Here is a 21,693-nt window from a genome sequence, read left to right as displayed (position 1 = left end):
TCGCCGCTAGCGACTGCTTGTCAGGTCGCTCGAAAGGGTCAGCTCGCAACCCTGTCATCACGGAGTCAGCGCATTCCGCGACAAGCGCTGCCGCAAGAGGTACAACGGCGGTGATGACCACCACGATTCGGCCCACGCAGCCGCTCCAGCACGACGCGAGCGGCGCGCGCTCCCGCGCCTACGACGTCTGCGTGAACCGCAGGCGCGTCGGCCTGATCCGGATCGCGACCATGCCGCGCTTCGGGCCCGGCGTCGGCACCATCCGCGCGCTGCGCATCGACGAGGACGAGCGGCGCAAGGGGCGCGGCGCGATCGCGGTCCTCGCGGCCGAGGAGGTGCTGCGGGGCTGGGGCTGCACGCAGGTGACGATCACCGTTCCGGCCGACGCCGCCGCGGGCCTGCGGTTGAGCGCCGCCCTCGGTTATCGCGAACGCAGCCGGAACATGGTCAAACAGCTGCCCACCGAACCGCCCGCCCTGCCCGCGGCCGCTACCGCGCGCCCGATGACCGGCGCCGAGTTCGAGTCCTGGCAGCACGCGGAACTCGCGGAATACACCCAGGATTGGATCGATCGGGGGCTCACCGCCGAGCAGGCCCGGACCAAAGCCGCGGCCGACAACCGCGACAATCTGCCGGATGGCCTCGCGACACCCGGCACCTGGTTCCGGGTGCTGGAGCACGACGGGACGGCGGTCGGCCACGTCTGGGTGGCACGCCGCGACGACATCGGGGCGTTCGTCTACGACGTGAAAGTCGCGCAGGAGCACCGCGGGCAGGGCCACGGCCGATCCCTGATGCTGCTCGCCGAGCAGGTGGCGCTCGGCGCCGGACAGATCACCCTGGGTCTGCATGTTTTCGCCGGAAACACTCCCGCGCTGCGCCTGTACGAGTCGCTCGATTACGCGGCCACCCAGTACAGCCGATACAAACTGCTCGGGTGAGGCCGGCCGCTCAGCCGCGCAGCGAGCCACGCAGTTTGCTCTGGTCCGGCAAGTCCGCGAAGTACCGCTTGTTGTCCGGGAAGGTCAGCACGTGCGCGCCGTCGACCTGGGTCAGCACCGGCATGATCGGGTCGACGACCACTTCGGCGGCGAAGATCTCGGCGGTGGAACCGAAGCGGCTCAGAGCATCCAGCTGCGACCAGGTGGGCGGCAGCAGGATGTCCTCGCCCGCGCGCCAGCGGTCCAGCGCCTGGGCCGGGGTGCGCCACTGCACGTGGTCGGCCTCGGAGGTGGCGCCGTCGGCGAGCTGCCCCGCGGGGAGCACGGCGACGAAGAAGCGGGTGTCGTAGCGCCGCTGTTCGACCACCGGGGTGATCCAATTCGCCCACGGCAGCAGCAGATCCGCGCGCAGCACGAGATTCGACTCCGCCAGGAACGTGGCCAGCGACAGTTCGCGGCGTTCCAGCTTGCCGCGGGCCTCGCGATACTCGGTGGTGTCGGAGACGACGGTGTCCGCGGTCGGGCCGGCCAGCAGCACACCGCATTCCTCGAAGGTCTCGCGCACCGCCGCGCAGACCAGCGCCTTGGCGCGCTGCTCGGTGGTGCCGAAACGCTCGGCCCACCAGGCGGGTTCGGGACCCGACCAGGCGATGTCGGCGGTACCGTCGGACGCGTCGACGCCACCGCCCGGGAACACCGTCATGCCGGCGGCGAAGGCCATGGCCCCGACCCGGCGCTGCAGGAACACCTCGGGCCCCGCGGCCCCGTCGCGCACCAGCATCACGGTGGACGCGTCCTTCAGCGGCACTGCCTCAGACATATCACTCACCGTTGCACCCTAACGCGCGCTTGGTGACGCCGATCTCAGCGGTGGCGGTGCTTGCCCGCCCGGCGGGCCCGGCGCGCGAAGTAGCGGCCGTCCACCCGGTCCAGGGCGATGGACTGCCGGAACGCGTCGCTGAGGTGCTCCGCGGTCAGCACGTCGCTCAGCAGACCCTGCGCGACCACCTCGCCCTCGTTGAGCAGCAGGCCGTGGGTGAAGCCGGGCGGAATCTCCTCGACGTGATGGGTGACCAGCACCATGGCGGGCGCGTCCGGGTCGGCGGCGAGATCGCCGAGGCGTTCCACCAGTTCCTCGCGGCCGCCGAGGTCCAGGCCCGCCGCGGGCTCGTCCAGCAGCAGCAGCTCCGGGTCGGTCATCAGGGCGCGGGCGATCATCACGCGCTTGCGCTCACCCTCGGACAGGGTGCCGTAGGTGCGGTCGGAAAGATGCTCGGCGCCCAGGCTTTCCAGCATGTCGATCGCGCGATCGGTGTCGACGTCGTCATAGCGTTCGCGCCAGCGGCCGAGCACCGCGTACCCGGCCGAGACCACCAGATCACTGACCTTCTCCTCGCGCGGCACCCGGCTGGCGATGGCGGCGGAGGACAGTCCGATACGCGGACGAAGTTCGGAGACATCGGTTTTGCCGAGTATCTCGCCGAGCAGATTGGCCTGGCCCGAAGTGGGGTGCAGTTCGGCGGCGGCCATGCGGAGCAGGGAGGTCTTGCCCGCGCCGTTGGGTCCTAGGACGACCCAGCGTTCGTCGAGCTCGACCTGCCAGGTGACCGGGCCGACCAGCGTGTGGCCCGAGCGTCGGACGGTGACATCGGTGAAATCAATGAGCAGATCGGGATCCGGTTGCGGCACGCGCTCCATCTTGGCCCAATTGCGTTGCGGATGTCCGACCGACCCACACCGGGCGGGCGGAGCGCGGCATTCGGTTGCGCACTTGGATGATCCGGGCCCGACTGGTCAGGCGACCCTGACGCGGACGATCGGCGGGCGGGGTGGTCCGGAACATTCGAGCGACGAGAAGGGCCAGCGGAAGGGACAACACCGCCCAACCGGCAAGAATCAGCATCAGCATGGTCATGATGACTTATCCTCCGAACCAGCATGGACCGCAACTAGCGTAGGTGCAGCCCTGTTCCGTCACATTTACCCAGATTTACGCGAGCCACACTCGACGTTCCGGGGATAAATCGGACAAAACTCCGAATATACCTGCGATACCGGGGTTTACGTCCGTGCTCACCACGCGTGGGCGGGCACCGCGATTACCGTCAGCGAACCCGGAGCGACTTCGGTGAAACCCGCGTCCCGGACCGCCACCGCCGTCCCGGCGGTCACCCTGGCCGACAGTTCCCGCCACCGCTCGGCGCCGGCCTCGCGGACCGTGCAGTGGAATTCGCTGTCGGCCCAGCGTCTGACCAGCTCCTCGGGCAGCGCGCCGGCGAGCAGCATGCTCGCGTGCCCCACCTGCGCGGCGGCCTTGCCCAGGGTCATCTCCAGGGCCGAATTCACCCACAGCACCGGCAGTTCCGTATCGGCGGGACCGGGCTCGTCGTGCTCCAGGTCGGTGCCGCCGATCTGCAAGCGCTTGATCCGCGGGTCGACCTCGCTCACCGCGCTCGGCACGAAAGCCCGCGCCTGCGCGCCGCCGACCTCGACGGTCACGCCGTCGACCTCGTTCGCCGCCAGCCACTGCGCACCGCGCGCACGGCGGGCCACCTTGCGGATACGCGAGCGTTTCCAGGTGAGAAACCGCTGCTCCCAGACACCGTCCGGGCCGACCCGCCGGTCCATGCACAGCGCGACCACCGCGGTCGCGGCCGCCGCCAGCAGCACGCTGCGCGGCGGCGGATCCACCTTCGGCAGGTGCAGCACCATCTGCATGGCCTGCACCTGATCCGGATCCGCGGGATCGCCGGCGCCGCCGTAGCCGCGCGCCAACTCCGCGTGCCGGACGCCGAAATCCGTGTCCGGCGTGTCTAGTTCGCTGTCCACCGGGAAACTCATCACACCACCACTAGCACCAGAGAAAAGGTCTGCGCGGGTTCCACACCCTGCTCCCAGGGCCGCGCGTAGTCCATCCGCACCTGCGTGACACCGGCCGCTACGGCCGTGAAAGTCCACTGCTCGGTCCCCGGCGCACCAGGCATAACCGGTTCCTCGGAGACATATTCCCGGTCGCCGATCTGCCGCACCACATTCTGGTCCAGGGCGGCGGCCAACTGCCAGCTGTAACCGGTGGACGGGTTCGACGCCAGCCGCACGATCAGCCGCTGCCCCGCCTCGAGCCGGCGCTCCTGCCCGTTGTCGGCCTCGGTGACCGTCACGGTGCCGACCGGCGGCACCGCGGTCGCGGACGCGGCACTGGAAACCGGCGTCGGGGTGGCAGGCGGGGTGGCCGAGGTGTGGTCGGCGTGCTCACCGCCGCCGTCGGCGCCGCAGGCGACCGTCAGACCGAGCAGCAGCAGCACCAGGGATCTCCGCACCACGCCTCCGTTCGCCGAATGACCAACTCGCCCAAGCCTACCGCCGCGGACAGCGAGTAACCCCTCGGCAACTCGGGCGGCGGACCGTGTCGGCGATCGGTCAGGTCCCGACGAGCGGCACCCGGCGAATGCCGCCGTCACGCGCGTCGGCGGCTTCCACCTCGTCGCGGGTGACGCCGAGAATGAACAGCACCGCGTCCAGATAGGGGTGCGACAGCGCCGCGTCGGCGACCTCGCGCAGCGCGGGCTTGGCGTTGAAGGCGACGCCGAGCCCGGCGGCGTTGAGCATGTCGATGTCGTTGGCGCCGTCGCCGACCGCGACGGTCTGCTCCATCGGCACGCCCGCCTCGGCGGCGAACTTGCGCAGCGCGGTGGCCTTGAACGCGCGATCGACGATCTCACCGACGACCCGGCCGGTCAGCTTGCCGTCCTTGATCTCCAAGGTGTTGGCCTGCACGAAATCCAGTTCCAGCTCGTGCGCCAGCGGTTCGATGACCTGCCGGAACCCGCCGGAGACCACGCCGCAGCGGAAGCCGATGCGGCGCAGCGTGCGAATGGTGGTGCGGGCGCCCGGGGTCAGCTCGATCCGCTCGGCGACCTCCTCGATCACCGATTCGTCCAGGCCCTCCAGGGTCGCCACGCGCTGGCGCAGCGATTCGGCGAAATCGATCTCGCCGCGCATCGCCGCCTCGGTGACCTGGCGGACCTCCTCCTCGACACCGGCGTGCGCCGCCAGCATCTCGATGACCTCGCCCTGGATCAGCGTGGAGTCGACGTCGAAGACGATGAGGCGCTTGGCCCGGCGGGCCAGCCCGGCCCGCTCCACGGCGACGTCGACCTGTTCGGCGACCGCGACCTCGGCCAGCGCGGTCCGCAGCCGCGCATCCGAGCCGGAGCCGGTGTCGGTCGCGGTGACCAGCAGTTCCATGCCGGTGACCGGGTAGTCGGCGATGCCGCGGATGGTGTCGATGTTCGCGCCGAGCGTGGCCAGCTGCCGCGACACCTCGCTGAACGCGCGCGCGGTGACGGGCGCGCCGAGGATGACCACCGCGTGCGTCGACATCGGCTGCCGGCCGATGGCCGCCCCGACCTCCACCTCGACGGTCATGCCGACGGTGTTCATCGCCTCTTCGAGTTCGTCCTGCAGCGCCTCGGGATCGCTGGGACAGGTGACCAGCACGCCCAGGGTGAGCCGGCCGCGGATCACCACCTGCTCGACATCGAGCAGGCTCACCCGATGCCGGGACATCGCCGAGAGCAGCACGGACGTCACGCCCGGCCGATCGGGTCCGGTGACGGTGACGAGAACGGTGGTGTCAGCCAAGTCCTGCTCCATATGTCTGTGCCCTCCCTGCGCCGCGTCGCCGTTGTCGCCAGAACGTTCGGGGAACTGCCTGATCAAACGAGTGTGCACCCGCTGGTGACCAGCAGGTGCACACGTCGTCGTCGTGAATACTACTTAGTAACTACCGCGTCCTCGGTGACCGCGTGCGAGTGCTTGCCGGTGCCCCAGCCCACGTGCGCCTCGGCGCGCATGCGCTCGACCATGTGCGGGTAGTGCAGCTCGAACGCGGGGCGCTCGGACCGGATACGCGGCAGCTCGTAGAAATTGTGCCGCGGCGGCGGGCAGCTGGTGGCCCACTCCAGGGAGTTGCCGTAACCCCACGGGTCGTCCACGGTGACGACCTCACCGTACCGGTAGCTCTTGAAGACGTTCCAGACGAACGGCAGCATCGAGGCGCCCAGGATGAACGCGCCGATCGTGGAGATGGTGTTCAGCGCCGTGAAGCCGTCCGAGGGCAGGTAGTCGGCGTAGCGCCGGGGCATGCCCTCCGCGCCCAGCCAGTGCTGCACCAGGAAGGTGGTGTGGAAGCCGACGAAGGTCGCCCAGAAGTGCCACTTGCCCAGGCGCTCGTCCATCATCCGGCCGGTCATCTTCGGGAACCAGAAGTAGATGCCCGCGAAGGTGGCGAACACGATGGTGCCGAAGAGCACGTAGTGGAAGTGCGCGACCACGAAGTACGAGTCGGTGACGTGGAAGTCCAGCGGCGGCGAAGCCAGGATGACGCCCGACAGACCACCGAAGAGGAAGGTGACCAGGAAGCCGATGGACCACAGCATCGGTGTCTCGAAGGTCAATTGACCTCGCCACATGGTGCCGATCCAGTTGAAGAACTTCACGCCGGTCGGGACCGCGATCAAGAACGTCATGAACGAGAAGTACGGCAGCAGCACGGCGCCGGTGGCGTACATGTGGTGCGCCCACACCGCGATGGACAGGGCGGCGATACCGAGCGTCGCGTAGACCAGCGTGGTGTAACCGAAGATCGGCTTGCGCGAGAAGACGGGATAGATCTCGGAGACGATGCCGAAGAACGGCAGCGCGATGATGTACACCTCGGGGTGGCCGAAGAACCAGAACAGGTGCTGCCAGAGCAGGACACCGCCGGTGGCCGGGTCGTAGATGTGACCGCCCAGGTGCCGGTCGACGGCCAGGCCCATCAGGGCGGCGGTCAGCAGCGGGAAGGCCAGCAGGACGAGCACGGCGGTGACGGCGATGTTCCAGGTGAAGATCGGCATCCGGAACATGGTCATACCGGGGGCGCGCAGCACCACGACGGTGGTGAGCATGTTGACGCCGCCGAGGATGGTGCCCAGACCGGAGACGGCCAGACCCATGATCCACAGGTCACCACCGACGCCGGGCGAGTGCACGATGTCGGTCAGCGGCGAGTACGCCGTCCAGCCGAAGTCGGCCGCGCCGCCGGGGGTGATGAAGCCCGCCGTGGCCATGGTGCCGCCGAACAGGTACAGCCAGTAGCTGAAGGCGTTCAGCCGCGGGAACGCGACGTCGGGTGCGCCGATCTGCAGCGGCAGAATGATATTGGCGAAGCCGAACACGATCGCGGTCGCGTAGAACAGCAGCATGATGGTGCCGTGCATGGTGAACAGCTGATTGAACTGTTCGGCCGAGAGGAACTGCATGCCGGGGCGCGCGAGCTCGGTGCGCATCAGCAGCGCCATGAGACCACCGACCATGAAGAAGGTCATCGCGGTCACCAGGTACATGACGCCGAGGACCTTCGGGTCGGTCGTGGTGACCGCCTTGTAGATGAACGAACCCTTCGGCCCGGTCCGAGCCGGATACGGCCGAGTCGCTTCCAACTGGACTGGCTGGGGCTCTACCGCAGTCACTGATCCTCCTGAAGGTGCTTTAGGTCGCTCCGCAGGCTCCGCTGCTCGATAGACGACAGTTCGCTTGCGCTCCTGAGATCGTAAACCGTGCTGCCGCAGGGATCCGCACGGGTCCTACTCTGTGTCGTATTTCGTTGGCGGCGCTGTTGTGTTCCGAGCCTGCGCACCTCGTCTGGCGTGCGACGATGATTTCCGGCGACGTCAGCCGTCTCTATCCGCAGAGAGTGTTCCACCACTGGACAGGAGATTGCGCCAATGACTCACCCCAAGCCCGGAGACCCGATCTGGGTCGACCTCTACACCGCCGACCCCGACGCCAGCATCGCCTTCTATGCCGAGCTTTTCGGCTGGGAAGCCGAGCGCGCCGGCGCCGAATTCGGCGGCTACATCACCTTCCGCAAGGACGGCAAGGCCGTCGGCGGCGGCATGGGCAAGACCGAGGACGGGGTCGACGGCCCTGATCAGTGGACCGTCTACCTGTCCTCCCCCGACGCGCGCGCCACCGCCGCGAAGGCGAAAGCCCATGGCGGCGTCGTGGTCGTGGAGCCGATGGACGTCGGCGAGCTCGGCGCCATGGCGATCCTCGGCGACGTGGGCGGCGCCGGCGTCGGCATCTGGCAGCCGGGCGCGCACGCCGGGTTCGAGACCGCCGCGCTGGTCGAGGGCGGCAAGTGGATCGATGCCGAGGGCGCGCCGTCCTGGTTCGAGCTGCACACCCGCGCCTACGACGCCTCGCTCGACTTCTACCGCGAGGTCTTCGGCTGGGACGACGTGTTCGCCATGCCGGAGGTCCCCGGATTCCGCTACAGCACCATTCATTCCACCAGCCCGATGCTCGGCGGTGTGATGGACGCTTCGGAGTTCCTGCCCGAGGGGCAGCCGGCGGGCTGGTCGGTGTACTTCGGCTCCGCCGATGTCGACAAGTCCGTGGCCAAGGTGGTGGAACTGGGCGGCGCGGTCGTCGCGCCCGCCATGGACACCCCCTACGGCCGCATGGCCACGGTGACCGACGTGACCGGCGCCCGCTTCAATCTCGGCGGCGACGCGGCCTGAACACCCGCCGGTCGCGCCCGGGTCCGGTGCGCGCCCGGCGGCTCCGCGCGTCCATGTACCCTCTCCGGCATGCCGGTGAGCGTCTTGGATCGCACCCGAAACCACGTCGAATTCCGTCTTTCCCGCAGCCGTCGCAGCCGTGCCGCGGCGCTGTGCGCGGTGGCGGCCCTCGCCTTGGTCGCGGGCTGCGGCGGTAAAGAGGACAACGCGAGTTCGATCGTCCGCACCACCACGAATATCGCGGGCGCGGGCGTGGTCGGCGTGGAACGCGACACCACCACGGCCTGCCCGCTGCCGAGCACGCCCGATCAGGCGAGCGGCACCCGCGCCGTCACCCACGCCGCCGGTGTCTCCCAGGTGCCGGCCGATCCGCAGCGCATCGTGGTGCTGTCCACCGCGGCGCTGGACGCGGTGTGCGGAGTCGGCCTGTGGGAGCGCGTGGTCGGCGCGGTCGCCCTGGACGGCCCGCGCGCGCAGCCGCAGTACCTGGGTTACGGCGTGCTGGAGATCCCGGGCATCGGCTCCGGCGCCCAGCCCGATCTGGCCAAGATCGCCGAGCTGCGGCCCGATGTCATCATCGGCGAAATGCCGAGCAGCGCTTCCAGTTTCGACGGTCTGCAGCAGATCGCGCCGACCGTCCTGGTCGGCACCGACAAGGGCTGGCAAGCCGAATTCCTGTCCTACGCCGCCGGTTTGGACCGGAGCACGGCCGCCGAGAAGGCCCTGGCCGACTACCGCGCCGAGGCCGAGACCACCGGCATCGAGATCGCCGCCGCCCAGAGCCAGGCCTCGGTCGTCCGGTTCACCGCGGGCGCCATCCAGATCCAGGGCAGCAACAGCTTCGCCGGTCAGGTGCTCGCCGACGCCGGGGTGCAGCGGCCGACCGCGCAGCGCGGCACCTCGGCCGACGTGCCGCCCGCCGACCTGGAGCGAGTCGAGGGCGACATCATCTATGTGCTGTTCGACGGCGCGGCCGGAAAGACCTTCGGCGAGAAGACCTTGCGCTCCGACGATTTCAAGGAACTCGGCGCCTCGAAGGACAAGCGGGTGTTCGCGGCCGAGGATTCGGTCTGGCACGGCAACGGCCTGACCGCCGCCCGGGCCATGCTCACCGACCTGCGGAACACGTTGAACGGGTACGTCACCGACTGACGGCGTTGCCGGCCTGCCACAGTGTCGGTATGAACACTGTGGTTCGGGTGGCGCCGTGGAGATCGTGACCTCATTGCCCGCGGATACCGGCCTCGCCGCGGTCGCGCCGCGGATCCGGCGGATCGAACAGCTCGGCTTCGACACCGTGCACGTCTCGGAGACGGTGCACGATCCGTTCGCCGTCTGCGCGCTCGCGGTGGAGCACAGCACCCGCCTGCGGGTGCGCACCAGCATGGTGGTGGCGTTCCCGCGCAGCCCGATGATCACCGCCTGCGCCGCCTGGGAGCTGGCCCGCTTCTCCGGCGGGCGCTTCCAGCTCGGGATCTCCTCGCAGGTGCGCGGCAATATCGTGGGCCGGTTCTCGATGCCGTGGACCGATCCGGTGGCGCAACTGCGGGACTACGCCGACGCGCTGCGCGCCATCTTCGCCGCGTTCCAGCACGGCACCCCGCTGGAACACCGGGGTAGCCACTACACCTTCACGCGATTACAGCCGTTCTTCAATCCGGGTCCGCTCGAGGTGGCCGAGCCCGAGATATGGCTCGGCGGCGTCAATACCCGCATGTGCGAGCTCGCGGGCGCGGTCGCCGACGGGTTCGTCGCGCATCCGACGGGATCACATCCGCGGTCGCTGACCGAGCAGGTGATTCCCGCCCTGCGCGCGGGTGCGGGCACCCGCGACCGCGAGCTACCCCGAGTCGTCGTGGTGCCCAAGGTGATCACGGGCCGCGACGCGGCCGCCGTCGACCGGGCGCGGCAGACCGTCCGCAAGGAACTCGCCTTCCTCTATGCCACGCCCGCCTACCGCGGCACTCTCGACCGTCTCGGCCTCGGCGACATCGCCACCGCGCTCGGCGCCGCGGCACAGGCCGCGCAGTGGGATCGGTTGCCGGACTTGCTCACCGACGACATGGTGGCCCGGCTGGTGCCGCAGGCGCCCTACGCCGAGCTGCCGGAGGTTCTCGGCGAGTGGTATCGCGGTCGGTGCCAAGGCATTTCGCTGGAACCACCGCAAGATCAGGCCGACGACACCGCGTTCCGCGCGATGCTGGAGCGGATCCGCGCGATCTAACGCCGCTGGAGGATCGCGGTCCGCAGCAGCGAAAGCGCGCCCCGCACCAGCAGACCGGCCGCGACCAGTGGCGCGAACACCAGCCACGGCGAGTTCCGGTGGTAGTCGCAGTAGAAGCGCAGCGCGCTGCGGTGATGGGTCCGCACCTTGCGGAAGGGCGCGTGCCGCATGCTGCCGCCCTCGCGGTGCCGGATCTCCACGCTCGGGTCGAGCACCACCCGCCAGTCGGCGCGATGCATGTCCAGCGCCATCTTGGTTTCCTCGAAGTAGAGGAAGTAGCGGGCGTCCATGCCGCCGACCTCGTCGAAGGCGGTGCGGCGGAACAGCATGCAGCAGCCCGAGATCCAGTCCACGTCGCGGACAGTGGTGACGGGCTCGCCGAAGTAGGCGCGGGTGGCCGGGTTTCCGGGCCACACACCGCCGAGCAGGGCGTGGGCGACGCCGATCAGCAGCGACGGGAAGCGCCGGCCGCTCGGGTACGGCGTGCCGTCCAGCCGGGCGATGCCCGGGCCGATCATGCCGATCCGATCGTCCGCGCGGGCCGTTTCCAGCAGTGCCGCAATCGATCCGGGGCTGAGCCGGGTATCCGGGTTGGCCACCAGCAGCCATTCGGCCTCGGTCGCGGCGGCGCCCTGATTGATCGCCGCAGACAGGCCGACATTCGTGCTGTTGCGAATCGCCCGGCCGCCGAACGCCTCGACCAGGTCGGCGCTGTCGTCGGTGGAGGTGTTGTCGACGCAGATCACATCGAGGGTGTACGGCTCGACCGCGGCGGGCAGCGAGTCCAGGAACGGCGGTAGATCCTCGGCGGATTGGTAGGTCACGAGGATCAGGCCGACCGTTTTGTCGTCGCGGTGAGGCATGCGGGCGAACTTATCATCCCGGGGCACACCGCGAGCGGCTGCCCCGCGCTCGCCTACGGGAACAGCGAGAGTGCCTGCCGCATAACCTCTTCGAGGGCGGCGCGATCGGCGCCGGCCACGTGGATCACCGGAAGCAGCGGGCCGGACGCGGATTCCGCGGCCGGCTCGAAGCCCGTTCCGACCGCGGCATCGAGGAACGTGTATCCGTTCGCCTCGACCGCATAGACCGGCCGCGCGCCCACGGTGAAGGCGAGCAATCCGCTCTGCATGTATTCGGCGCCGCTGTACTCGTATTCGAGCGTGATCTCCTGGTCGCGGAGCGTGACCGCGCACCGGGCCAGCTCGCGTCCGGTGGCCCGCGCCGCCGGCCCGAGGCGCGGCAGCACCGCGCAGGGGTCGGCGCCGGTCAGCGCGGTGGTGACGGTGTCCTCCGAATCACCTTGGCGCGGTTCCCGATTCCATTCGCCGACGATCACCTGGGCCACCGACTTCGCGAACGCGCACGGCTCGGTACCGGCGGGGGTGTCCACGGCGAGCGTGACGCCCGCACCCGCCGGGAATCGGACCTGCGCGGAACAGGTGCGCTGCACGTCTCGAACGGCCGCGGCCGACGGATCCATCTCCTGATCGCTGAGCAGCGCGACGGTGGCGGCCCCGATGCGCTCGACTGTGCCCTTACCGGGTGCCAGCGACTCGTACGGCGCCTCCTTCAGCGGGGCGTCCACACCCCAGGAGACGCGCTTGCCCTTGGTGTGCGACTCCACATCCAGCTGTGCCTCGCACCGATTCAGATCCTTGGTGCCGACCCGGATCACACTGCCCAGTTCCGCCAGCTTCGCGCGCGGCAGCAGGGCGCAGGAGTCGAGGGCGCGCGTTCGGCCGAGCACCTCCGACCGCTGGTCATCGGTCTGCGCGGCCGCGGACCAGAACGCGTCCAACGGCGAGCCCGCGGGCGACTCCTGCTGGCATCCGACAGCTACGACCGCGAGCGCGGCGACCAACGCCAACCGTCTGAACAACGAACTCCCCCTCAGCGAATGACTTTTCGAGCATCGCCGCAGAGTGTGCCCGCCCGCTACCCGGACGGCAAACCCGTGCGCGCCCGGCGGGCTCTCATTTGCTGAGGCTGACCTCGCGTTCGACCGGTTCGTCCGCCCGCGGTTTCGACAGGGCGCTCGGCCACCAGATCTTGTCGCCGATGTCCAAGGTCAGGGCGGTCACCAGGATCGAGCGGACGATCACGGTGTCGAGCAGCACGCCGACGGCGATCAGAATGCCCATCTGGGCGAAGGTGACCACCGGCATGGTGGCGAACACCGCGAAGGTGCCCGCCAGCACCAGGCCCGCGGAGGTGATCACGCCGCCGGTGGCGGCCAGGCCGATCAGCGCGCCCGCCCGGGTGCGGTGCTGCTGGGCTTCCTCGTGCACCCGCGACATCAGGAAGATGTTGTAGTCGATGCCCAGGGCGACGAGGAACACGAAGGCAATCAGGGGCAGGCCCGCGTCGGCGCCCTCGAAACCGACGAGATCGTAGATCCACCGGCTCAGGCCCAGGGCGGCGAAATAGGACAGCACCACGGTCGCGGTCAGCAGCACCGGCGCCAGGATCGAGCGCAGCAGCAGCATGAGGATGACCATCACGATGACCAGCACCACCGGCCCGATCGCCCGATTGTCCTGTGCCACCGCGCGTTTGATGTCGAGCACGGTCGCGGTCTGCCCGCCGACCTTCGCGTCCGGGTCGGCGGCGCGCACCGCGGCACGCACCCGGTCGACGGTGGCGTCGGCGGCCTTGCTGTCCGGCGGGTCGGCGAGCGTGCTCTCCAGATAGACCAGGCCGTCCTTGCTCATCGGTTCGGTCGTCGCGGTGAGGCCCGGCGTGGATTTCAAGGCCGCGGCGAGCTCGCCCGCCCGCGCCGCCTGCCCGATGACCACCACCGGATTCCCGGTGCCGGCCTCGAAATGCCGTTCCAGCACCTCGATTCCGTCGACCGCGTCGGACTGGCCGACGAAGGAGTCCTTGTTGGCGATGCCGTTCGCCTCCAGCCCGGTCGCGCCCAGCGCCAGCGCGCCGAGGGCAAGCGCGGTGCCGATCCACACCACGCGCGGACGCCCGGCGATGAACTGGCCCACTCGCGCCCAGAGACCGGACTCGGTGTGATCGGTGGTGCCGTAGGACGGGTGGCGCGGCCAGAAGATCCAGCGCCCGGTGATGACCAGCAGGGCGGGCAGCAGGGTCAGCATGGCCAGCAACGCCACCGTGACGCCGATGGCGCAGACCGGGCCGATGCCGCGGGTCGAATTCATCTCCGCGACAAGCAGCGCCAGCATCGCGACGATCACCGTCGATCCGCTGGCCAGCACGGCGGGCCCGGCGCGGTGCAGCGCCACCGCCATCGCCTCGTGCCGGTCCTCGTGGCGGCGCAGCTCTTCCCGATAGCGCGCGATCAGGAGCAACGCGTAGTCGGTGCCCGCGCCGAACACGAGCACCGTGAGGATGCCCTGGCTCTGCGCGTTCATGGTGAGCCCGAGCTGGGTGGCGCCGTAGACCGCGGCCTGCGAGACGGCCAGCGCGAAACCCGCTGCCAGCAGCGGCAATATCCACAGCATGGGCCCGTAGGTGAGCAGCAGGATGACCACGACCACCGCCGCGGCGGAGTAGAGCAGCAGACCGTCGATGCCCTCGAAGGCCTCGCCGAACTCCGCGCCGAAGCCGGCGGGACCGGTGGTGTGGAAGGACAGGCCCGCCGGGCGCTCCCCCGCGGCGGCCTTGATCTGCTCGACTGCCGGAGTCAACCGGCTCCAGCCTTCGGTGCCCATGTCGATCGGCGCGAGCACCTCCACGGCCTGGCCGTCGCGCGACTGGATCGGCCCGATCACCTTGTCGGCCACGACGTATCGGACCTGCTTCAGGCGCGCCGTGTCAGCGGCGATCACCGCCCGGTCGGCGTCGGTGATACCGCCGGCGCGTTCGTAGACCAGCACCACCGGCACGTGTTCGCTGTTGCCGAAGGTCTCGGCCAGCTTGAAGGCCTGCGTGGATTCGGCGCTGTCGGGCAGCCAGTTGACGCTCTCGTTCTCCTGGGCGCCGGTCAGCTTTCCGGCGAACGATCCGAGGGCCAGCAGCGCGATGATCCAGAATCCGAGAACCACCCATTTGGTCCGGCGCCCGCTCGGAATCCGCGCGAGTTTGCCGAGCAGATCGGTCATGTCCGGGTCGGTTGGTGCGGGCATCGCGAGTCCCCCTCGGTGCTGCGTACGGCCCGATCTTACGGGTGGAATCCGGCATTCCACCCGGACTGTCGAGACCGCTATACGCCGATCGCGGGCCGGCCTGGGACCCGGCAACCTCGCAGACGCCGCACCGACCACCTTCCCGCCGAAACCGCCGGGAACCGGCAAACTGCAGGCGATCGATCCGGGCCCGCCGGACCGCCGCAACCACCCCCGAGTCCGTACCGCACAATAGGGAGCCGCACGCGGTGCTCACCGCCGCTTTCGGCTCCGGTGAGTTGCAGCCGCTGCGACACAAGGTGTTGTGCTGCATGGACTTGTCACCCACTAGGAGTAGTGTTCAGTGCAAGGTATTCCGAACGGCAGCGTGCTCGGGAAAGGGCGTGGAGGCAGGATGAGGGTTATCGATCGGGTATCGGCCATCAATTGGAATCGGGTCCCCGACGAGAAGGACGCCGAGGTGTGGGACAGGCTGACCGGCAACTTCTGGCTGCCCGAAAAGGTCCCGGTCTCCAACGACATTCCCTCGTGGAACACCCTCACCGCCGATGAGAAGCAGCTGACCATGCGGGTCTTCACCGGCCTGACGCTGCTGGACACCATCCAGGGCACCGTCGGCGCGGTGAGCCTGATCCCGGACGCGATCACCCCGCACGAGGAGGCGGTGCTCACCAACATCGCGTTCATGGAGTCCGTGCACGCCAAGAGCTACAGCAATATCTTCTCCACCCTGTGCTCCACCCGCGAGATCGACGAGGCCTTCCGCTGGTCCGAGGAGAACCGGAACCTGCAGCGCAAGGCCGAGATCGTCCTGTCGTACTACAACGGCGACGACCCGCTCAAGCGCAAGGTGGCCTCCACCCTGCTGGAGTCGTTCCTGTTCTACTCCGGCTTCTACCTGCCGATGCACTGGTCCTCGCGGGCCAAGCTCACCAACACCGCCGACATGATCCGCCTGATCATTCGCGACGAAGCCGTGCACGGCTACTACATCGGCTACAAGTACCAGCGCGGCCTGGAACTGGTTTCGCAAGCCGAGCGCGAGGAGCTGAAGAACTACACCTTCGAGCTGCTCTTCGAGCTCTACGACAACGAGGTCGAATACACCCAGGACCTCTACGACGAGGTCGGCCTCACCGAGGACGTCAAGAAGTTCCTGCGCTACAACGCCAACAAGGCGCTGATGAACCTCGGCTACGAGGGCCTGTTCCCGAAGGACGAGTGCGAGGTGAATCCGGCCATCCTGTCGGCCCTTTCGCCGAACGCCGACGAGAACCACGACTTCTTCTCCGGTTCGGGTTCCAGCTACGTCATCGGCAAGGCCGTCAATACCGAAGACGAAGACTGGGAATTCTGACAATTCCGCCCGCGAAGGCCCCGCTCCGGCGGGGCCTTCGTCGTTTTCGTTGGCCCGCAAGGGTTCCCGCGCGCTGCGGCGACTGCTATACAAGGGCGACCGAGGTTACCCAGAGCACAGGTGAGTAATGGCGCGCATTGTTGGATTGATCGGGGCGCTCACACTGCTCACCGGGTTATGGGTCGCGCCCGCGGCCGCCGAGGAAGCCCTGCCGCCGGTGCAATGGTTGTGCCATCCCGCTTTCGACGCCGACCCCTGCGATATTCCGCTGGACACCACCGATCAGCGCACCGGCGCGGTCACCGCACCCCTGGTGCCGCCGGAGTCGGAGAAGCCGGTCGACTGCTTCTACGTGTATCCGACCGTCAGCGATCAGCTCGGCCTCTACGCCGACCCGCCGCGGCAGCCCGAGGTCGACTCCATCGCGAGCATGCAGGCGGCCCGATTCGCCGGGCAGTGCCGGGTTTTCACGCCGCTGTACCGGCAGTTGACCCTCTATCCCGGCATCTCCCTGCAACTGCTCGGGTTGCCGCTGCTGCAACAGTCCTACCGTGACGTGCTCGACGCGTGGCAGCAGTACCTGGTGCACGAGAACAACGGGCGCGGTGTCATCTTCATCGGGCATTCGCAGGGAACCCTGTTGCTGCGCAAGCTGATTCGCGAAGCCATCGATCCGGATCCCGACCTGCGGCAGCGTCTGGTCGGCGCGTTCCTCCTGGGCGGCAACGTCGAAACATTGCGCGGCAGCACCGTCGGCGGCGACTTCGCCAACATCCCGGTCTGCACCCAGCAGGGCGAATCCGGTTGCGCCGTCGCCTATTCCACCACCCAGGTCGACCCGCTGCTCGCCCTCTCGATCTTCGGCAACAGCACCGCCGACATCCTCTCCGCCAGCGCCGGCGCCCCCAGCGGCCCGCAATTCGAAGTCGCCTGCACCGACCCCGCGATCCTCAGCGGCGCCCCCGAACCCGTCGGCCTCACCGTCCCCACCGCCCCCTACGCCTCCGGCTACCTCGCCCTGCTCCTGGACTACATGACCTTCCCGCACACCCTGCCGAAATCAGCGTCCACCTGGACCACCAGCGCCCAGCGCATGCAAGGCGAATGCCAGGAACGACACGGATACCACGTCTACCAATACCGAACCCTCGACCCCTCCGCCCCCCAAATCAACGAACTCCCCTACGCCACAAGCCATCTCCTAGACATCAACCTCGGCTACGACCGCTTGGTCGCCATCGCCGCCCAGCAAATCGCCTCCTGGAAGTCCAGCCGCTGAGCCTGTGCAGATCGTGCAGTAATCCACTGCAACGGCCCATTTCGCGCGATAGTGCACGATCTGCATACCCCCACCCCGTTAGTGCCCACACCTCACGATGGCAACTCGCGGTAGGTGCGCAGCCGCTCCCGGCGCGCGTAGATGACGCGGATCAGGGCGTCGACATCCGATTCGATACTGCCGAGACCAGCAGGCGGACTATGGGGTTCGCGGACCTTCCGAAGTAGATCGATGAGCCCGCCGGTCAACTCTTTGAAGGCCCACGTATCGATCTCTTCCTTGAACATCTGCCACGCAACGATCTCCGCCAGCCGCCCCGCGTCCGACTTCTCATCGCTCCCCATGATCCGAGCCCTCCTTCATCCAGCAGTGCTTCGTACAGAGGATTGAAGGATAGCCACCACCCGTGGACTAGGCCAGCAAAATGGCCAAATAATGTTGCCAGTTGGTGCTGTCGACAGGCGACAGCACCAACCGTCAGATCTCAACTGCCGCCGCGCCCCCGAAGGATCCGCAGCACTTCGTCCATCCCCCCGGCCAAGGCGCCGACATCGGTCTTGAGCGTGCCGACGCTGGACTCCAACGACTCGAGGCGGTTATCCATCACCCGGAAACGCTCGTCGACCGAGTCGAAGCGCTCGTCGATCACCGCGAAACGGTCATTGATCGAATCGAAGCGCTCGTCGATCACGCCGAAACGCTCGTCGATCGAGTCAAAGCGCTTGTCAATCACCGCGAAACGGTCATTGATCGAATCGAAGCGCTCGTCGATCACCCCGAAACGCTCGTCGATCGAATCGAAGCGGTCGTCAATCACCCCGAAACGCTCGTCAATCGAATCGAAGCGCTCATCCATGACCGCCAGGCGCGCATCCAACGACTCGAGACTCCCGCCCATCACCTTGAGCGCTTCCTCGACGCCGTTCTGGCGGCGCACCAGAAGGTCCTGACGTCGGGCCAAGTTGTCGATGCCGGTCTCGACCGACACCAGACGGCTCAGGACCGACCGGCCCTGCAAAGTGCCGGGTAGGTCGCCGCCGATGCTGGCCTGCACACCGGCGACATCCCCGCGAACCTTTCCGAACTGCTCATGGATCTGGGTCACGGTCACAGTATCCAGGACGATCACGATGTCCAGAGTGTCTTCGATCTTCTTCACTCGCTCCTCGAGCTCGGCCACCCGCTCCGGTTCATCCTCCTGACCTTTACTCATTCGGCCACCTGCCCCTCGCGCAGGCGCAGACGATCGCGGCGCCGACGCACAACGCTGAGGACGTCCCGCACGTCCGAGGCGACGCTGTCGAGGTTCGGGGGTGGATCGTAGGTCTCGGTAACCTTGCTGTGCAGCTTCAAGAGGCGGCCCTCGATCTCCTCGAACGCCCAGGTGTCGATCTCCCCTCGAAATGTCTGCCACTCCTCGATCTCAGCCAACCGCTCAGACTTCGACTTGCCGTTCTTGTTACCCATGGTCGAGCCCTCCTTCATCCGGTGGAGCTTCGAACTAACGGACGAAGAATAGCCAGCGCGTATGGCTTAGGCCAGAGAATTGGATCAGAACATCGTGTCGACACGCTGAATTTCACCGTTGGTGAACTGGACACTGAGAATGTTTGCTGGACAGGGGTTTTCAGCAAATCAATCAGCGGGGTGGGGGGCCGCCGCGACCGCCGCCGGGTGGTGGGGCGGCGGCGGTGTTCTGTGATTTGTCGGCGACGCCGATGGTGAGGGCGACATTCAGGGTGGTCGCGGGGGTGCCGGTGACGGTGGCGAGTTCGGCGTCCCAGCCGTCGCCGAAGACGTTGTCCGAGGCGAGGGCGACGCTGGAGAGGTTGCGGGGGCTGGCGGCGTAGCCGGGGTCGTGGGCGTAGACGGCGTCGCAGATGTCTTCGGGGAGCGCGATCTGGGAGGTGAGGCGGGCGTTGTCGCCGGCGACGGCGGTGCTCAGGGAGTCGTAGACCTCGAAGTGGAGGTGCGGCCAGCGGCCGGCGTAGCAGGCGGGGAAGATCGAGGTGAAGGTGACGGCGCCGTTGTCGTCGGCGACTTGGACACCGCGCAGGTAGTTCTGGTCGGTGGCGCCGTCGGTGTAGAGGGAATAGCGCCCTTCCCGGTCGCAGTGCCACAGGTAGACGGCCATGCCGGAACCCGCGGCCGCACTCTTGGCGAGGTCCTTCAGGTTCAGGGTCACCTTCATCGGAACACCCTGGGCGGCACCGGAGTACGCGCCGAAACTGGTGGTGATGTCGGAACGCACCACACCGGATTCGATCAGCACGTTCGGCCCGTTGGACCCATCGCCCGGATACGGCCCGGCCGTCTCCTGCGGAATCGCCGTCACATCGGCCGCCGCGCCCGAAGCAGTCGCACTCGAAGCTGTTACGCCCGAATCTGTTGCGCCCGAACCAGTCTCACCGCTCGCACACCCCGCCACCACGGTCGCCGCGCCGGCCGCACCGAACATCCACAGCGCCCGCCGCCGGTTCATCACCTTCAGATCGTGCGCCAGCCCGAGATCGTGCTCGTGCACCTGTCCATCACCGCCGCTCACGCCGCGCTCCTTCCGTTGCCGCCCCCGACGACAGCAACGCTATCGACGCCTACTCCCCGAACCCTGTGGGATCGCTGGGAGTCGGCTGGGAGCGCCGGCGGGATCAGATCCCGAGGACGAGCTTGGCGGTGGTGAAGTAGATGATCAGCCCGGTGGCGTCGACCAGGGTCGTCACCATGGGCGCGGACACGACGGCGGGGTCGATGCGCAGCTTCTTGGCCAGCAGCGGCATGGTGCCGCCGATGGTGGCGGCCCAGCCGCAGATCAGGATCAGCGTGATGGCGACGACCGCGGCGATGCCGGGGCCGACGAACACCGCGCCGATCACCAAACCCGCGGCGGCCAAGAGGGTTCCGAGCGCGAGTCCGACGCGACATTCGCGCCAGATCACCTTGAACAGGTCCGAGACCCGGACCTCGCCGACGGCCAGCGCACGCACACAGGCCGTGGCCGCCTGCGCGCCCGCGTTGCCGCCCGCCCCGATCAGCAGCGGAATGAACAGCGCCAGGTGCGCGGCCTGCTCCAGCGTCCCCGCGAAGAAATCGGTGACGCTGACGGTCAGCGTCGCCGCGAAGAGCAGCAGCATCAGCCACAGCGCCCGATAGCGCGCCAGCTGGAAGACACCGGCGGCCATGTAGTGGCCCTCCCACGGCGCGGACCCGGCCTGGCGGGCCACGTCCTCGCTGTCGGCGGCCTCGATGACCTCGACGGCGTCGTCGATGGTGAGCAGGCCGACCAGGCGGTCCTCGCTGTCCACGACGGGCAGGTTGATGTCGTTGGTTTCCCGCATCAACCGGGCGGCCTTCTCCGCGGAGTCGGTGGCGCGGGCGAACGCGGGCTCGGTGACGACCAGCTCCGAGACCATGGTCCCGGGCTCGGCGAGCACCAGTTCGCGCAGTTCCACGATGCCGGTCAGGCGCCGGCCGCCGTCGACCACGGGCAGCGTGTACACGGTTTCGGCGGTGCCGCCCTTGGCGCGCACCACCGCCAGCGCCTCGGCGACGGAGAGATTGCGGGGCAGCGCGACGACCTCGGGGGTCATGTACTGACCGGCCGAGCCCTCGGGGTAGCCGAGCAGGGTGGCGGTCATGCGCCGCTCGCGCGGGCTGAGCCCGGCGAGCACCTTCTTGGCGACCTTCGCGGGCGCTTCGCGCAGCATGCGGGCGCGGTCGTCGGGGGCCATCTCCTCGACGAGTTCGCGGAAGGTCTGATCGCGCAGGCCCTGCAGGATCTGCTGCTGATCGACCGGTTCGAGTTCTTCGAAGACGGTGAGTGCCGCGTCCTTGTCGAGCAGCCGGAACGCCATGACGGCTTGGACGGCGTCCATCCGGGCGAGCTGGTCGGCGATGAGGTGCGGCGGGTGGTTGTCGAGCCACTCCTGAGTGGCGTCGACGCGCTGGCTATCGACGATGTCCTGCAAGCTCGCCGACGGAGTCGGGGTGTCGAGCTGCTGCGGGCGTGCGTCGATCAGATCGATATGCGACATGGGTATTCCTCGCGCAGGCGGGAGTGAGAGGTGAGGTCGAATACTTCACACCACGAGGCGCGCGCCCGTACGTCGCTGACTGATCAGAATTGCGAAGGGGCGGCGCCGCGCGGCAATCGACTCGGAGGTTCACTGCGCATGGCAACCCACCTCCTGCTCGTCGTGCCGCGGACCCGAACGGTCTACGCGTCCCCTG

The 21,693-nt window shown here is 68.3% G+C and carries 20 protein-coding genes; 6 read left to right on the top strand and 14 right to left on the bottom strand.

The features are described 5' to 3' along the window. Nucleotides 1–113 precede the first annotated feature (113 nt). Complete coding sequence (locus tag AB0H76_RS03960) at nt 114–941, top strand: GNAT family N-acetyltransferase (protein ID WP_357317013.1); 828 nt, start codon at nt 114–116, stop codon at nt 939–941. A gap of 10 nt (nt 942–951) precedes the next feature. Here the strand turns inward: AB0H76_RS03960 and AB0H76_RS03955 are convergent, their stop codons facing one another. The 6 genes from AB0H76_RS03955 to ctaD form a co-directional block, all read right to left on the bottom strand. After that, nucleotides 952–1,761, bottom strand: coding sequence for an NUDIX hydrolase (locus AB0H76_RS03955; protein ID WP_357317010.1), 810 nt, complete (start codon nt 1,759–1,761; stop codon nt 952–954). Between the two features lie 44 nt (nt 1,762–1,805). After that, the gene (locus tag AB0H76_RS03950; protein WP_357317007.1) at nt 1,806–2,639 is read right to left on the bottom strand and encodes an ABC transporter ATP-binding protein; all 834 of its coding nucleotides are present in this window, start codon (nt 2,637–2,639) and stop codon (nt 1,806–1,808) included. Between the two features lie 375 nt (nt 2,640–3,014). After that, a complete protein-coding gene (locus AB0H76_RS03945) occupies nt 3,015–3,770 on the bottom strand; it encodes an aminoacyl-tRNA hydrolase (protein ID WP_357317004.1) in 756 nt (251 codons plus the stop codon). Nucleotides 3,771–3,781: 11 nt separating this feature from the next. Further along, the gene (locus tag AB0H76_RS03940) at nt 3,782–4,261 is read right to left on the bottom strand and encodes a protease inhibitor I42 family protein (protein ID WP_357317001.1); all 480 of its coding nucleotides are present in this window, start codon (nt 4,259–4,261) and stop codon (nt 3,782–3,784) included. A gap of 100 nt (nt 4,262–4,361) precedes the next feature. Next, nucleotides 4,362–5,597 (bottom strand): phosphoserine phosphatase SerB, encoded by a 1,236-nt coding sequence (gene serB, locus AB0H76_RS03935; RefSeq protein ID WP_357316998.1) that lies wholly within the window; start codon nt 5,595–5,597, stop codon nt 4,362–4,364. Nucleotides 5,598–5,716: 119 nt separating this feature from the next. Next, nucleotides 5,717–7,456: a cytochrome c oxidase subunit I gene (ctaD, locus tag AB0H76_RS03930; RefSeq protein WP_357316996.1), complete on the bottom strand. Its 1,740-nt coding sequence runs from the start codon at nt 7,454–7,456 to the stop codon at nt 5,717–5,719. Between the two features lie 255 nt (nt 7,457–7,711). Between ctaD and AB0H76_RS03925 the strand changes: the two genes are divergently transcribed. From AB0H76_RS03925 to AB0H76_RS03915, 3 genes are all read left to right on the top strand, one after another. Beyond that, nucleotides 7,712–8,509: a VOC family protein gene (locus tag AB0H76_RS03925; protein ID WP_357316993.1), complete on the top strand. Its 798-nt coding sequence runs from the start codon at nt 7,712–7,714 to the stop codon at nt 8,507–8,509. A gap of 69 nt (nt 8,510–8,578) precedes the next feature. Continuing rightward, nucleotides 8,579–9,661 (top strand): ABC transporter substrate-binding protein, encoded by a 1,083-nt coding sequence (locus tag AB0H76_RS03920; RefSeq protein WP_357316991.1) that lies wholly within the window; start codon nt 8,579–8,581, stop codon nt 9,659–9,661. A 55-nt stretch (nt 9,662–9,716) separates the two neighbouring features. After that, nucleotides 9,717–10,733, top strand: a complete 1,017-nt coding sequence (locus AB0H76_RS03915) for a TIGR03617 family F420-dependent LLM class oxidoreductase (protein WP_357316988.1) — start codon at nt 9,717–9,719, stop codon at nt 10,731–10,733. Here the strand turns inward: AB0H76_RS03915 and AB0H76_RS03910 are convergent. The 3 genes from AB0H76_RS03910 to AB0H76_RS03900 form a co-directional block, all read right to left on the bottom strand. After that, nucleotides 10,730–11,596: a glycosyltransferase family 2 protein gene (locus AB0H76_RS03910; RefSeq protein ID WP_357316985.1), complete on the bottom strand. Its 867-nt coding sequence runs from the start codon at nt 11,594–11,596 to the stop codon at nt 10,730–10,732. The two genes, AB0H76_RS03915 and AB0H76_RS03910, sit on opposite strands and share 4 nt — an antisense overlap. A gap of 53 nt (nt 11,597–11,649) precedes the next feature. Continuing rightward, complete coding sequence (locus tag AB0H76_RS03905) at nt 11,650–12,615, bottom strand: hypothetical protein (protein ID WP_357316982.1); 966 nt, start codon at nt 12,613–12,615, stop codon at nt 11,650–11,652. A 94-nt stretch (nt 12,616–12,709) separates the two neighbouring features. Beyond that, nucleotides 12,710–14,830 (bottom strand): MMPL family transporter, encoded by a 2,121-nt coding sequence (locus AB0H76_RS03900; RefSeq protein ID WP_357316979.1) that lies wholly within the window; start codon nt 14,828–14,830, stop codon nt 12,710–12,712. Between the two features lie 394 nt (nt 14,831–15,224). On the opposite strand from AB0H76_RS03900, the gene nrdF reads away from it, so the two are divergent. Beyond that, nucleotides 15,225–16,187 (top strand): class 1b ribonucleoside-diphosphate reductase subunit beta, encoded by a 963-nt coding sequence (nrdF, locus tag AB0H76_RS03895; protein WP_357316976.1) that lies wholly within the window; start codon nt 15,225–15,227, stop codon nt 16,185–16,187. 127 nt (nt 16,188–16,314) lie between these two features. Continuing rightward, nucleotides 16,315–17,466, top strand: coding sequence for a DUF3089 domain-containing protein (locus tag AB0H76_RS03890; RefSeq protein ID WP_357316973.1), 1,152 nt, complete (start codon nt 16,315–16,317; stop codon nt 17,464–17,466). 92 nt (nt 17,467–17,558) lie between these two features. Here AB0H76_RS03890 and AB0H76_RS03885 read toward each other — a convergent pair whose 3' ends face one another. The 5 genes from AB0H76_RS03885 to mgtE all read right to left on the bottom strand — a co-directional run bounded on the left by AB0H76_RS03885 (nt 17,559) and on the right by mgtE (nt 21,497). Then, nucleotides 17,559–17,810 carry a hypothetical protein gene (locus tag AB0H76_RS03885; RefSeq protein WP_357316971.1) on the bottom strand — a complete coding sequence of 84 codons (252 nt, stop codon included), beginning with the start codon at nt 17,808–17,810 and terminating at the stop codon, nt 17,559–17,561. Between the two features lie 140 nt (nt 17,811–17,950). Further along, nucleotides 17,951–18,679 (bottom strand): hypothetical protein, encoded by a 729-nt coding sequence (locus AB0H76_RS03880; RefSeq protein ID WP_357316968.1) that lies wholly within the window; start codon nt 18,677–18,679, stop codon nt 17,951–17,953. Continuing rightward, nucleotides 18,676–18,933, bottom strand: coding sequence for a hypothetical protein (locus tag AB0H76_RS03875; RefSeq protein ID WP_357316966.1), 258 nt, complete (start codon nt 18,931–18,933; stop codon nt 18,676–18,678). Before AB0H76_RS03875 ends, AB0H76_RS03880 begins: the two co-directional genes overlap by 4 nt. A gap of 172 nt (nt 18,934–19,105) precedes the next feature. Beyond that, nucleotides 19,106–19,948, bottom strand: a complete 843-nt coding sequence (locus AB0H76_RS03870) for a dioxygenase (RefSeq protein ID WP_357320368.1) — start codon at nt 19,946–19,948, stop codon at nt 19,106–19,108. 166 nt (nt 19,949–20,114) lie between these two features. Beyond that, nucleotides 20,115–21,497 carry a magnesium transporter gene (mgtE, locus tag AB0H76_RS03865; RefSeq protein WP_357316963.1) on the bottom strand — a complete coding sequence of 461 codons (1,383 nt, stop codon included), beginning with the start codon at nt 21,495–21,497 and terminating at the stop codon, nt 20,115–20,117. Between the last annotated feature and the right edge of the window lie 196 nt (nt 21,498–21,693).

The sequence above is a fragment of the Nocardia sp. NPDC050712 genome, from assembly GCF_040654295.1.
In the GTDB taxonomy this organism is placed as follows: Bacteria; Actinomycetota; Actinomycetes; order Mycobacteriales; family Mycobacteriaceae; genus Nocardia.
The sequence above is the reverse complement of the archived record's forward strand: the minus strand, read 5'-3'. Positions and strand labels throughout refer to the sequence as shown.